Consider the following 13,346-nt stretch of genomic DNA (forward strand, 5'->3'; position numbering starts at 1 on the left):
ATAAAGAGTATTAATGGATAAAGATTAGAAATTGTTTGGTAAAGAGTATCCCCTAAAAGTAAAAAAGGCCGAATTGCTTCGGCCTTTTTTACTTTTCTAATTTTGAAGTATCGTAAGTGTCTTTATCGCTCCCTGCTGAACCGTTGGATTAATAGAATAGGGCTGAACTTCCGGCTCTTCCTGATTATTGGCAAGCAGTTGCTTGCTGCGGCTCACAAAGCCGTGTTTGGCTGGATTCTCAATTATTTCTTTCATGGCGATGATCTTATACACATAAGATGCCGTCTCGCCATTCAGTTTAAGCTTGTAATAATTCCGGTGTCCCTGCTTTGCCATCTGACGGAGAAGGTTTACTTCACCTATATTGTATGCAGCAGCAGCCAGGGTCCAGCTGTTAAAGATTCCGTGTAACTCTTTTAAATATTTGCAGGCCGCGATGGTCGATTTGCGCATATTTTTACGCTCATCAATACTGCCGTTTACCCTCAATCCGTAATTACGCGCAGTGCCAGGCATAAACTGCCAGAAACCAGCAGCCCCTTTTGGCGAAGTGCCCTCTGCCAAACCACTCTCAACCAGGGGCATGTATTTGAAATCTTCAGGAATACCGTATGATTTCAGAATTGGCACAATAACCGGGAACCATTGTTCAGCTTTGCGATGAAGTTTAGTGGTTTGAATGCGACGGTAATTGTGGGCTCTCAAATACTTTTTCATTTTTTGAGAAATGACTTTACCCTGGGGCAAATGTTCATTCACAAATCTTAATGTTGAAGCTTTAGTCTTTACCGGGCTGGGTTCTTTTTTCTCCGCAAACTTAAATTGGAGATTCATTTTAAAAGGAAGATTCACCTTTTGTGAAAACGACTTTAAACGGGTTTCCGGAGCACTATATAAAAATAGCTTTGCCGAGAGCATTACTATTAGCAGTCCGGAACATGCAATTAAATGTTTCTTAATCATGTGTTCCTTACTTATTTTAACTAAAAAAGATTCCAAAGATACTCAATATATGCTTAATTACCAAATAGTTACGCTATACGCCCGATATTCAGCCACTTACATGTATTAAAATCCCTCTCACTTTTTCAATCTTCTGCGAAACACAATGCAGCAACAGACGTTTATTTTCTTAACTTTGCACCCCATTTTAATAAGGTTAGCAGCGTATCATGCCAGAAAAGAAAAACCGGAACAGTCGAGAAGACAAATCCCTCAGTAACAATCGTTTAAGCGGAAGTTCAAAAAACGAACGACCAGACAATTCAAACAACTTCAAAAAGAAAAAGTTTGAGGACGATTCTAAAAGACCTTATAAAAGTCGCTCAGATAAGCCGGAAGGCAAGGATTCTGAGGAAAAAAAATATTCTCGCAGCACAGAAGACAAGTCCTTTTCAAAGAAACCGTTTAACAGTTCAAAAGAAAAACCTTTCGGAAAGAGTGATCGTTCTTTCGAGAAAAAATCATTCGGATCGGACAGGCCTAAAGCTGACAGGAAGACTTCGGGCGAACGTTCTTTTGAGAAAAAACCTTTAGGCGAGCGCTCATTCGAAAAACGGCCGCGATCTTCAGAAGGAAAAAGCTTTGATAAACCGCGCGAAGAGCGTTCATTCGAACGACGCCCGGCCAGATCGGGCGATGAAAGAAGATTAAGGCCCGACGGAGACCGAAGCTTTGAAAAGAAGCCATTTAGAGAAGGCGACAAATTACCTTATAAATCTGGCTCGGGTTTACCTTATGAGAGAAAACCATTTAAGAGCAAGAATGAAACACGTAAATGGACCTCCGAAGAAAAAATTGACCAGCCTGCAACCCGCGGAAGGAAAAAAACAAGTTCTCCCTCTGGCGATGAGCTTATCCGCTTAAACCGATATATTGCCAATGCGGGAATATGCTCAAGACGAAAAGCCGACGAGCTGATTGAAGCAGGTGTTATTTCAGTGAACGGAGAAGTGGTATCCGAATTGGGCTTCAAAGTGAATCCTGTTAAAGATATTGTAAGATACAACGGCGAAACGCTGAAGCGCGAGAAGATGACTTACGTGCTTTTAAACAAGCCGAAAGACTATATCACCACTACCGACGACCCTCAGGAGCGTAAAACGGTCATGCAATTGGTTGAGAAGGCTTCCCGCGAACGCATCTACCCGGTGGGACGCCTTGATCGTAACACAACAGGATTGCTTTTAATGACCAACGACGGCGATCTGGCTGAAAAGCTTTCTCATCCAAGAAACAATATCACGAAGATCTATCAGGTTGAACTCAACAAAAACCTTTCTCAGGGAGACTTTAATAAAATCGAGTACGGCCTTGAACTCGAAGACGGTTTGATCAAACCTGACGCCCTTAGCTATGTGCAAGGAGCAAGTAAAAAAGAAATCGGAATTCAAATTCACACGGGGAAGAACCGTATTGTACGCCGGATCTTTGAATTTTTAGGTTATGAGGTGGTAAAGCTGGACCGTGTAGTTTACGGGAGCTTAACCAAAAAAGACTTGCCCAGGGGAAGATGGAGATACTTGGAAGAAAAAGAAATTATTCAATTAAAACATCTTATAAAATAGAAAAAGGCTTCGTGAAAACGGAGCCTTTTTTGTTTAAAGAATAATTATCTTGCAATATATAGCTAACAATGAAACCACTGATAATTACTCTTTTCATGATCATAAACCTCATGACAGAAACCCAGGCACAAAAATTCAATCTTTTGATCGGCACATATACCCGACCGGGTAAAAGTGAGGGGATCTACGTATATGAATTTGACGCAGCCAGCGGCAAAGTAATTCCCAGGAACAAGGCCACTGGATTAAATAACCCGTCGTATCTCGCTTTAAGCCGCGATGAAAAATTTCTGTACTCTGTAAGTGAAGGAGGGCCCGGCCGTGGCGCAGTATCGGCTTTCAGCTTTGACAAAAGGACAGGTGCGCTGAACTTGTTAAACTCAAAATCCTCGATGGGCGACGGCCCCTGTTATGTGACTGTAGATAAAAAGAACAAGAACGTTTTTGTAGCTAATTATAGCGGAGGAAGCTTTGCAGTTCTTCCGATTTTAAACGACGGGAGCCTGGGTGATGCGGTCCAGTCTATTACATTCACCTCGAACGGAATAGGAAAAGGACAACAAGAAAAACCGCACGCCCACTCAGCTGTGTTATCTCCTGATGAAAAATATCTATACGTGAACGACCTCGGAAATGACGAAATACTGAGCTACAAGTATTCTCCAAAAGCATCAAAACCATTAAGTCCGGCGCAAGTAATAAAACTACCGCAAGGAAGCGGACCCAGGCATTTTGATTTTCATCCTAACAAGAAATTCGCCTATTCATTACAAGAACTGACTTGCGATGTGGCGGCTTACCACTATAAGAACGGGGAGCTAACCTTTCTTCAAAGTATTTCGGGCCTGCCGGCAGGATACACCGGCCGCAGATGGTCGGCAGATATCCATGTCTCGCCTGATGGTAAGTTTCTATATTCATCGAACCGGGACGACGCAAATGATATCGCGATTTTTTCTATACAACAAGACGGGACTTTGGTAACGGTTGGAAGGCAATCCACTTTAGGGAGAGTTCCGAGAAATTTTGCAATAGACCCTAGCGGGAATTATTTGCTGGTGGCTAACCAGAACAGCGATAACATTGTGATCTTCAAAAGAGATAAAAACACCGGATTGCTGTCGGATACAGGTGAACGGATTGAAGTTGGGGCTCCGGTTTGTCTAAAGTTTAGCGCGGCAGAATAAATGGAAACCGCATACGAAACAAAAATGTGTCACCAGTAATAAAAAAGCTGTTCTATTCACATGATATAAAGAGCAAGTTCGAAATGTAATATGGTAAAACAAGCCAGCTACATTTAATTCAAAGGCCTGCTTGCTAAACGAGAGCCGCGTCCAGAACCTCCTTATAGAACTGTTCGTAAATCGGAAGAATGTTGCTTAAATCAAATTCCTTTGCGCGCTTTAATGCGTTCTCTTTAAATTCGGCCAGGCGTTTCGAATCTTCAAGAATATAAATAGCATTTTTGGACATATCCTCAACGTCTCCTACCTCGCTTAAAAAGCCTGTTACCCCTTGTAAGTTTAGCTCAGGCAAACCACCGGTATTGGAAGATATAACCGGCACTTTACACGCCATTGCTTCTAAGGCCGCTAAACCAAAGCTTTCTGAATGAGAGGGCATGACAAATAAATCAGCCACAGAAAGTATTTCTTCTACGGCTTCCTGTTTCCCTAAAAAGCGCACGTTTTCGCAAATCTTATATTCCCTGCAAAGTGCTTCACAGTTTACACGATCTTCACCGTCTCCCACCATTAATAATTTAGATGGGATCTGTTCATTTACCTTTTTAAATATTTTAATAACGTCTGTTGCCCTTTTTACTTTCCTGAAGTTTGATGTGTGAACCAGGATCCGCTCATTGTTCGGTGCAATAGCTTTCTTAAAGTGATCTTTGGGTTTAAGACTAAAGCGGCTCAAATCGATAAAATTCGGAATCACTTTAATGTCTTTCTGAATGTCGAAATGTTCGTATGTCGATTTCTTCAGATCTTCAGAAACGGAAGTTACGCCGTCAGATTGATTTATAGAAAAAGTTACTACCGGCTTAAAGGTTACATCTCTGCCAACCAGAGTGATATCAGTACCATGCAAGGTTGTTACTACCGGAATATGTATGCCATAAGTGGCCAATATCTGCTTCGCCATAAAAGCCGCCGAAGCATGGGGAATGGCGTAATGCACGTGTAATAGGTCTAAACCTTCAAATCGAACAACATCTACCAGCTTACTTGCCAGCACCAGTTCGTATGGCGGATAGTCGAACAACGGATATTGGGAGACAGAAACCTCGTGATAATATAAGTTTTCAGAAAAAAAGTCGAGCCTTGCCGGCTGACTGTAAGTGATAAAATGTACTTGGTGACCGTTATTGGCTAAAGCTTTTCCAAGCTCTGTGGCTACAACACCACTACCTCCAAAGGTTGGATAGCATACTATACCTATCTTCATATCACAAAATAAAGATAAAAAAATCAGGAGATTGTTGATGCTTCGTCAATTCTTAGGGCGGAGAATTGGTGGCGTGTATCATTTTGGCATGAAGTTCGGGGTTTGAAAGAGAAGAAGCTGGGCTACAAAGGCTCAAAGGCACAAAGCTCATAAATCCTTACTGGCCCCTGTCTTTTCGGTTCGTAACTAAAAAAATGGTGCCTAAGCCGGCAAATCACCTAATTTATGCCCCCCTCAATCCAGGCCATCCCTTATCGCCTTATAAATAGCGTCCTGGATCCTCGGCCTGATCCTTAGGCTGTTCAGCTTATTTGTAACAGAAGGGTGCACGCGGTTAGATAAAAATATATAGATCAGCTTATGCTCCGGATCTACCCAAACGCAGGTGCCGGTATAACCCGTATGTCCGTAACTTTTAGATGAAGCTAAGTCTGATGGATAGCGATTAGTGCGATCAGGATCCCAGCGATCAAAACCAAGGCCCCTGCGGCTTATATTAGACTGCCTAGTTGTAAAGAGGTCGATAGTTTCAGGCTGGAAGTATTGCTTGCCGCCATAAGTGCCGCCATTAAGAATCATCTGGAAAAGAATGGCCATATCATTAGCGGTAGAAAAGAGTCCGGCATGGCCAGAGATACCACCAGCCATAGCTGCGCCCTGGTCGTGGACGTATCCCTCAATTAATGTCTTTCGAAAATAATTATCCTGTTCTGTTGGCACGATCTGACTTTTTGGAAAGCGATTGCGCGGATTGAATCCGGCGGTATACATTCCAAGAGGGGCATAAAACTGCTTTCCCACGTATTTATCCAAACGCTCAGTTGATAAACGCTCAATAATATCTTTCATTAAGTACATGCTTAAATCGCTGTACACATATTTTCCGCGGGCCGAAAGACCCGATTTTAGCATCCGTGGCCACATCACATCTTCAAAATAATTGGCTCTCAGATAATAGTGGTCTGCAACCTTTACGGGATGGAAGATGGAAGAATCGCGGCTGTAATCACCGGGTTTCAAATCTTCGAAAAAAGGAATATAAGCCACTAAACCGGCCTGATGGAGAAGCAATTCCCTTACTGTTAAGTCGCTTTTATTTGTATTTCTGGCCAGGGGAATATAAGCGCCAACATTCGTATCCAATTTTAACTTTTGCTCTTCATAAAGACGCATTGCGGCCATAGTGGTAGCTCCGATTTTAGTTACTGAAGCAAGGTCAAAAATATCACCAGCCCTGGTGGGCATCCCATTCGCATAGGTGTGATTTCCATAGCCTTTATTAAAAATCACCTTCCCGTCTTTAACAATCATTACCACTGCTCCGGGGGTGGCTTTCTGCTCAATAGCTTCATTGACAATCCTGTCTATCGGACGTCCAAGCTCCTTGCTGTCGATACCCACTTCCTCCGGAACCGTGTATTTTAAGCGACTTGCCTTAGTGGTGTAGCCGGCCCCTTTTTTTATTTGAGGAGAAACATCCTGCAGAAGTTTCCCGGAGAGCGCTACACCTCCAAAAACAGCCTGAGCACTAAAGGCAGCACCTGCGGGCGAATTCACCGGCGTCCAGATAATAGGTACATTGATCTTATCCAAAAACTGCAGACCACCCGAATTGCCATAAACCACCACGAGGACTTGCCTGGTTTTTGCCAATTCCTGTATAAGGTTTTGCAAAGGCAGATCCCGGAGCGCCACATCGCCAACCTGCAGAATTACGGTATTAAAAAATTTGAGCCGGGCATTTAATGTATCTGCAGAAGCCTGCAAATTGGTATTAACAAGTTTAAATGCCGAAATCGACGCATAGTTACTTAATGTACCAACAAACTCCTTCTCAAAGGTAGCTCCAACGCTTACCGCAGCAATCTTCCGGTCTTCTAACCGGCCAAGAGGCACAATATCTTTTGAATTATTGAGCAGCACCACAGAAGATTCCAACGATTTTGACTCAACAAGCCATTCGGAATTCAAAGGTTCATCTAATTCGGCAGACATGAAAACTATTAATATGAGCAGCAGAACCGGAATCGCCGGCCACCACCTGTTAAGTATTTTTATCTTCATCAAATAATTTACTCAGCAAATCTCTATGGAATTATCTTAATAACGAAATTATCACCTTAGAAGTACAAATTTAATTGCCGGTCTGCTGAATGTTAAAATTATCAACACACATCAAAGAGTTAAAAGCGGAGGCTTATTTTGATTAAATTTGCTTGCTTATATGTCTGATATTATTCAACTTTTACCTGATTCGGTTGCCAATCAGATTGCCGCGGGCGAAGTAGTTCAACGGCCCGCATCAGCAGTAAAAGAACTTATAGAAAATGCCATTGATTCCGGCGCCGGAAAAATACAGCTAATTATCAAAGATGCCGGAAAATCTCTGATCCAGGTTATTGATGATGGTTGTGGCATGAGTGTTACCGACGCCCGCATGTGTTTCGAGCGGCATGCAACTTCCAAAATACGCAAAGCGGAAGATCTGTTCGCCATACGGACAATGGGTTTCCGGGGTGAGGCGATGGCTTCGATTGCCGCAATTGCCCAGGTTGAACTTAAAACGCGCAGACATGAGGATGAACTTGGGACTACCATTTGCGTCGAAGGCTCGGAAGTAATAAAACAAGAGCCTGTATCATGCAGCGCCGGAACAAGCATCTGTGTCAAAAACCTTTTTTACAACATCCCGGCAAGAAGGAATTTTCTAAAAGGAAACCCGGTTGAACTGCGTCATATTATTGACGAATTCCAGCGGGTTGCATTCGCACATCCTGAGATATTCTTCACTTTCCATCACGATGGGAATGAGATATTTCACCTACCCCAGGCATCGCTCAAGCAACGTATCATACATATTTTCGGCAGCAGCTATAACCAAAAACTCGTACCGGTTGAGGAGAATACCAGTATTATCGGGCTAAGAGGATTTGTAGGAAAACCCGAATACGCCAAAAAGACGCGCGGAGAGCAGTATTTCTTTGTAAATAAGCGATTTATCAAAGATCCGTATCTGAACCATGCGGTATTAAATGCCTACGATGAACTGCTGCCCGACGATAGTTACCCGCTTTATGTATTGTTCATAGATATCGACCCCTCTAAAATCGACATCAACGTTCATCCTACTAAAACAGAGATTAAATATCAGGACGAAAAATCTATTTACGCTATTATTCGTTCTGCCGTAAAGCGATCGCTGGGGCAATATAACATCACGCCTACCTTAGACTTCAACCAGGAAACCGGTTTCAATAACATGATAACCGAAAAAGCACACGAGGATATCATTCCTCCGGCCATTAGCTTCAATCCTGATTTTAACCCGTTCCAGGCAGAAAAGAAACAGGATCGCGAAATTTCTTTTCTACGAAGCACCGGGGGCGAAAGGCAGGATGTAAGCAAAAACTGGGGTTCTCTGTACGAAATCGTGAGGAACCCGGCACAGCAACAGCAGGAAATTGAGCTAGAGCGGAGCAATGATGATAGTGTTAAGAAACATGGCGAAAAGCAATTATTTCAACTGCATAACCGTTATATCATCTCTCAGATCAAATCTGGATTTATGCTGATTGACCAGCAGGCAGCACACGAACGGATTCTTTACGAACGCTTTTTACAGCAGCAGGAAACCCATCAGGGGGCAAGTCAGCAAAGTCTTTTCCCGCAAACGGTATCGTTAGGTGCAGTCGACTTTGAACTGGTAAAAGAGTTGTTACCCGACATACAGGCGCTTGGATTCCAGGTTCGCGAATTTGGGAAAAACACATTTATTGTAGAAGGGATTCCTGCCGATATTGGGTCAAACATTAGCGAAGTAGAAATGCTCGAACACCTGATAGAAGGTTTCAAAAACAATTTTTCGCTGCTGAAATTAGATAAAAGAGACAACCTCGCCCGAACCCTCGCAAGGAACGCTGCTATAAAAGGCGGAGTCGTTCTATCGCAGGGAGAAATGAACAACCTGATCGATCAGCTGTTCGCATGCGCGTCGCCCAATATTTCGCTTCAGGGAAAACCAGTAATTATTACATTTACACTTGAAGAATTAATTCAAAAGTTTGAAAGATAATTCGAACACACTAAGATAGAATGAGCTACAGACCTTCGTTTCTTGCCGATATACCACCCGTTGTAAAAAACCTTCTGATAATAAATGTTATTTTCTTTATTGCAACCCATCTAATCAAAGGGCCAATGGAGTATCCTTTGGTAAATTATCTTGCGGTTTATTATTTCGACTCGCCGAAGTTTGAAGTATGGCAGGTAGTTACTTATATGTTTATGCACAGCCCTGAGAACCTGATGCATATTCTTTTTAATATGTTTGCCTTATACAGCTTCGGACCGGTGCTGGAATACACTTTTGGTTCAAAGCGGTTTCTAAACTATTATCTATTCACTGGCTTGGGTGCTTTATTTTTACAAATGGCTGTACAAGCTATTGAGGTACATGGCATAACCGGCTCGGTAACTAATCCCGACATCCTCACAAAAATCAACAATTTACAAGGAGTAGACCTTGAAACAGCGCGAACGCTGGCGAGCAATTATTTTTCGCCAATGCTGGGTGCCTCCGGCGCAATTTTCGGAGTTCTTATAGCCTTCGGTATGCTGTTCCCCAATGCCGAGCTGATATTAATTTTTTTACCCGTCCCTATAAAGGCAAAGTACCTGATACCGTTCTATATTGTAGTAGAACTCTTCCTTGGGGTTAAACAATTTCAAGGCGATTCTGTTGCTCATTTTGCACACCTTGGCGGCGCTCTTTTTGGTTTTCTATTAATAAAGTATTGGGGCATTCATCGCAGGCCGGGAGGTTATTTATGAAGCAGTCTATGTTCAAAGAGCTTTGGAACAAAATGTTCTATTCGGGTAGCCGGTTGTATTTATTTATCGGCATAAATGTTATTGTGTTTTTAGTGCTGGGCATTTTACGGCTCGAGTACTTATTTACCCGAGACATTGCTATCACCAACTGGTTGCAGTTAAACCTTTCTGTGCCCGCAGATCTCGAAAAATTGCTGTACAAGCCCTGGACCGTCGCCACTTATATGTTTGCTCACACAGAAATTTTTCACTTTCTGATCAACATGCTGGTTCTATACTGGTTTGGCCGAATTTTCGAAGATTTTTTGAACGGGAAGCAATTCACTTTCATTTATCTTGCCGGAGGCCTTTTCGGAGCCCTGCTATTTTTACTTTTTTATAATATTTTCCCCGCCTTCGAAGACTCGAAATATGTTTCAATACTTCTTGGCGCATCAGGCAGTATCATGGCTATCGTAGTAGCTATTGCCACTCTGGTTCCTGATTATTCCGTCCGATTGCTTCTTTTTGGAGATGTGCGTTTAAAATACCTGGCGCTGGTATACGTACTGCTCGATGTTATTAGTATCGCTGGGACGAACCCCGGTGGCAGTATTGCCCACCTTGGAGGCTCTCTGTTCGGCTATATCTTCATCAAACAACTACAAAACGGAAACGATTGGAGTAAGATGTTCCAATCGAGAAAAAGACTGAAAGTGGTAAAAAACTCCGGCATTCCACCCGTAAGTTCCTCCAGAGTTCCCGAACAGGAATTAATTGATCAAATACTTGACAAAATTTCCAGGTCGGGATACAACAGCCTTACTCAGCAAGAGAAAGAGCAATTGTTCAAAGCCAGCAACAAAGAATGAGAAGATCTGGAAGTAAAAAAACAAAACCAGGTTGGTTACATAAATTTTTATTAATACTAAACATCCTCGCTGCCGCGATGCTCCTTCTGAGTTACGTGGCATCTTTTGTTTCGCCAGCCACTTTCTGGCCCATTGCTTTTTTAGGCCTTGGGTATCCTTTTCTGCTGCTGTTTAATTTTGTCTTTATTCTTTTCTGGCTTTTTAAAAAACCCGCGCTTTCCCTCATATCCGTTGTGACCATCCTCCTCGGCTGGAAATTTTTGGTGAGCACTATTGGCTTCCGCGAATCAACCGGCATCCAGGTTCCAAAATCATCAAATGCAATCGTCAGAGTAATGACCTGGAACGTTCATTACTTCAAACGCTTCGACGACACGGTTTATCAGCAAACGGTGAAAAACCAGATGATGGATGTTATCCGTAAAGAGCAACCGGATATTTTCTGTGTGCAGGAGTTCTTCTCCCGAAAAAAGGGTGAATATAATTTTAAAAAGGCTATCGAAGAACTGCTCAAAACCAAACACTACTACATTATGGAGCTTGCAGGCAACGATTATGAGATGAACGGCTATGCAATCTTCTCTAAATTCCCGATCAGAAACCGGGGTAAACTTCATTTCCCGAATACGGTAGGGAACGATGTGATCTTTGCCGACTTCGAAATAAAACAGAAGAAGCTAAGGGTTTACAACGTTCATTTGCAGTCCATAAGTTTCCAGCCAGAAGATTACGAATACTTAAAAAACGTAAAAGAGATCCACACCGATGTGAATTCAACTAAACGCTTAAGCCGCCGCATTAAAAATGCTTTCCTTAAACGCGCAGAGCAGGTTGACATCTTAAAAAAACATGCCGAGGCGTCTAATCTGCCTTATATAATTGCCGGCGATTTTAACGACACTCCCATCTCTTACGCCGTAAACACTCTTTCAAACGGAATGAAAAACGCTTTCCGTGAAAAAGGAAGCGGTTTTGGCATCACCTATAACGGAGATTTTCCAAATTTCCAGATTGACTATATTCTTACAAATCCGGCATTTGAAGTTAAAAATTACATCATTATTGATAAGAAATTGTCAGATCACTATCCGGTACGTACAGATCTGGAATTAAACCCCTAAGTGCTGGCATCTCATTTCTTCAATCTCAAACTATTCTTTAAGTTTGCAGCATGAATAACAACCTGGTTGTTTATAATACATTAACAAGAAAGAAAGAAACATTCGAGCCTTTAAACGCCCCTTTTGTAGGGATGTACGTTTGCGGCCCCACTGTTTACAGTGATGTGCATTTGGGTAATTGCCGGACATTTGTATCGTTCGATTTAATGTACCGCTACCTTTTGCACCTAGGCTTTAAGGTGAGATATGTAAGAAATATTACAGATGCCGGACATCTGGAAGGTGATAGAGATGAGGGGGATGATAAGTTCTCGAAGAAAGCGCGGCTTGAACAGCTGGAGCCAATGGAAATCGTACAGCGATACACCATTGGATTTCGTGATGTGATGCAGCTTTTCAACACTCTCCCACCCAGTATTGAACCTACGGCCACCGGCCACATCGCAGAGCAAATTGAGATGATAAAACAGATCATTGCGAATGACTTTGCTTACGAGGTTAACGGGACAGTTTATTTTGATGTAGAAAAATATAGTCAGGAAAACAACTATACGATACTTACCAACCGCCACATGGACGACCTCCTGGCAAATACTCGCGAACTTGGCGGCCAGGAAGAAAAACGCGGGCGGCTTGATTTTGCATTATGGATTAAAGCGAAGCCTGAACATATTATGCGCTGGCCATCGCCATGGGGCTGGGGTTTCCCCGGATGGCACATTGAGTGTTCGGCCATGAGCAGCAAATATCTTGGCGAGACCTTCGATATACACGGCGGAGGGATGGATCTTGCTGCAACCCACCACACCAACGAAATTGCGCAATCGCAGGCCTGCAATCATTCAAGTCCGGCAAAATACTGGCTCCATACCAATATGCTTACAGTCAATGGCGCGCGTATGTCCAAATCTGCCGGAAACGGCTTCCTTCCCCACGAATTATTTACAGGTGAGCATCCGCTTTTAACGCGCGGTTATTCTCCAATGGCCGTACGTTTCTTTATGCTCCAGGCTCATTACCGCAGTACGCTCGATTTTTCTAATGATGCACTTGAAGCCTCAGATAAAGGCTTTAAGCGATTGATGAATGCCTGCGCCTTACTCGAAAAGCTGAAAGTTTCTGAAAAGTCGGACGTCGATATCAGTTCGCTCAGACAACGCTGCTACGATGCCATGAACGATGATTTTAACAGTCCGGTTGCGATTGCCGAATTGTTCGAGGCGGCCCGCATCATCAATAGTGTTTACGACGGCAAAGCTTCGATCTCTGCATCAGACCTACAAGCGCTTAGATCATTAATCAACGATTTTGTATTCGACATATTGGGACTGAAGGAGGAAACATCGCAGACCAACGATTTTAGTCATCTCATGGACTTTATTATCAAACTGCGTCTCGAGGCAAAAAGCAATAAGGATTATGTTACTTCCGATAAGATCCGGATTGGCCTACAGGAAATGGGCATTCAGATCAAAGACGGAAAAGAAGGCAGCACCTGGAACAAAGTATAATTGCAAACCAGC

General features: G+C 42.8%; 10 protein-coding genes. 7 read left to right on the forward strand and 3 right to left on the reverse strand.

Features of this window, described 5'->3' with window-relative positions:
* Nucleotides 1-96: 96 nt before the first annotated feature.
* Complete coding sequence (locus J3P43_RS00900) at nt 97-963, reverse strand: lytic transglycosylase domain-containing protein (RefSeq protein WP_255897982.1); 867 nt, start codon at nt 961-963, stop codon at nt 97-99.
* Nucleotides 964-1,172: 209 nt separating this feature from the next.
* On the opposite strand from J3P43_RS00900, the gene J3P43_RS00905 reads away from it, so the two are divergent.
* Nucleotides 1,173-2,567 (forward strand): pseudouridine synthase, encoded by a 1,395-nt coding sequence (locus J3P43_RS00905; RefSeq protein WP_255897984.1) that lies wholly within the window; start codon nt 1,173-1,175, stop codon nt 2,565-2,567.
* A gap of 68 nt (nt 2,568-2,635) precedes the next feature.
* Entirely contained in the window at nt 2,636-3,754 is a 1,119-nt protein-coding gene (locus J3P43_RS00910; RefSeq protein ID WP_255897986.1) for a lactonase family protein, read from the forward strand.
* Nucleotides 3,755-3,887: 133 nt separating this feature from the next.
* Here J3P43_RS00910 and bshA read toward each other — a convergent pair whose 3' ends face one another.
* Both bshA and J3P43_RS00920 read right to left on the reverse strand, forming a co-directional pair.
* Nucleotides 3,888-5,021: an N-acetyl-alpha-D-glucosaminyl L-malate synthase BshA gene (gene bshA / locus J3P43_RS00915; protein WP_255897988.1), complete on the reverse strand. Its 1,134-nt coding sequence runs from the start codon at nt 5,019-5,021 to the stop codon at nt 3,888-3,890.
* A gap of 234 nt (nt 5,022-5,255) precedes the next feature.
* Nucleotides 5,256-7,085, reverse strand: a complete 1,830-nt coding sequence (locus tag J3P43_RS00920) for a serine hydrolase domain-containing protein (RefSeq protein WP_255897990.1) — start codon at nt 7,083-7,085, stop codon at nt 5,256-5,258.
* 160 nt (nt 7,086-7,245) lie between these two features.
* Between J3P43_RS00920 and mutL the strand changes: the two genes are divergently transcribed.
* Genes mutL through cysS form a run of 5 tightly spaced genes read left to right on the forward strand, consistent with a single transcriptional unit; the run spans nt 7,246 to nt 13,334 of the window.
* Nucleotides 7,246-9,093: a DNA mismatch repair endonuclease MutL gene (gene mutL, locus J3P43_RS00925; RefSeq protein ID WP_255897992.1), complete on the forward strand. Its 1,848-nt coding sequence runs from the start codon at nt 7,246-7,248 to the stop codon at nt 9,091-9,093.
* Nucleotides 9,094-9,113: 20 nt separating this feature from the next.
* Complete coding sequence (locus J3P43_RS00930) at nt 9,114-9,851, forward strand: rhomboid family intramembrane serine protease (RefSeq protein WP_255897994.1); 738 nt, start codon at nt 9,114-9,116, stop codon at nt 9,849-9,851.
* On the forward strand, nt 9,848-10,702 hold the full coding sequence (locus J3P43_RS00935) for a rhomboid family intramembrane serine protease (RefSeq protein WP_255897996.1): 855 nt from the start codon (nt 9,848-9,850) through the stop codon (nt 10,700-10,702). The genes J3P43_RS00930 and J3P43_RS00935 overlap by 4 nt, the downstream gene beginning before the upstream one ends.
* Nucleotides 10,699-11,823, forward strand: a complete 1,125-nt coding sequence (locus tag J3P43_RS00940; protein ID WP_255897998.1) for an endonuclease/exonuclease/phosphatase family protein — start codon at nt 10,699-10,701, stop codon at nt 11,821-11,823. Before J3P43_RS00935 ends, J3P43_RS00940 begins: the two co-directional genes overlap by 4 nt.
* 50 nt (nt 11,824-11,873) lie before the next feature.
* Complete coding sequence (gene cysS / locus J3P43_RS00945; RefSeq protein ID WP_255898000.1) at nt 11,874-13,334, forward strand: cysteine--tRNA ligase; 1,461 nt, start codon at nt 11,874-11,876, stop codon at nt 13,332-13,334.
* Nucleotides 13,335-13,346: the final 12 nt, after the last annotated feature.

This window comes from Paradesertivirga mongoliensis (assembly GCF_024436395.1).
Lineage (GTDB): Bacteria > Bacteroidota > Bacteroidia > Sphingobacteriales > Sphingobacteriaceae > Paradesertivirga > Paradesertivirga mongoliensis.

Excerpts from the sequence above, each read along its gene's own strand:
- J3P43_RS00935 (WP_255897996.1), top strand. The coding sequence starts at position 9,848 with ATGAAGCAGTCTATGTTCAAAGAGCTTTGGAACAAAATGTTCTATTCG.
- J3P43_RS00940 (WP_255897998.1), top strand. The coding sequence starts at position 10,699 with ATGAGAAGATCTGGAAGTAAAAAAACAAAACCAGGTTGGTTACATAAA.
- J3P43_RS00900 (WP_255897982.1), bottom strand. The coding sequence starts at position 963 with ATGATTAAGAAACATTTAATTGCATGTTCCGGACTGCTAATAGTAATG.
- bshA (WP_255897988.1), bottom strand. The coding sequence starts at position 5,021 with ATGAAGATAGGTATAGTATGCTATCCAACCTTTGGAGGTAGTGGTGTT.
- J3P43_RS00920 (WP_255897990.1), bottom strand. The coding sequence starts at position 7,085 with ATGAAGATAAAAATACTTAACAGGTGGTGGCCGGCGATTCCGGTTCTG.
- J3P43_RS00930 (WP_255897994.1), top strand. The coding sequence starts at position 9,114 with ATGAGCTACAGACCTTCGTTTCTTGCCGATATACCACCCGTTGTAAAA.
- mutL (WP_255897992.1), top strand. The coding sequence starts at position 7,246 with ATGTCTGATATTATTCAACTTTTACCTGATTCGGTTGCCAATCAGATT.
- cysS (WP_255898000.1), top strand. The coding sequence starts at position 11,874 with ATGAATAACAACCTGGTTGTTTATAATACATTAACAAGAAAGAAAGAA.
- J3P43_RS00910 (WP_255897986.1), top strand. The coding sequence starts at position 2,636 with ATGAAACCACTGATAATTACTCTTTTCATGATCATAAACCTCATGACA.
- J3P43_RS00905 (WP_255897984.1), top strand. The coding sequence starts at position 1,173 with ATGCCAGAAAAGAAAAACCGGAACAGTCGAGAAGACAAATCCCTCAGT.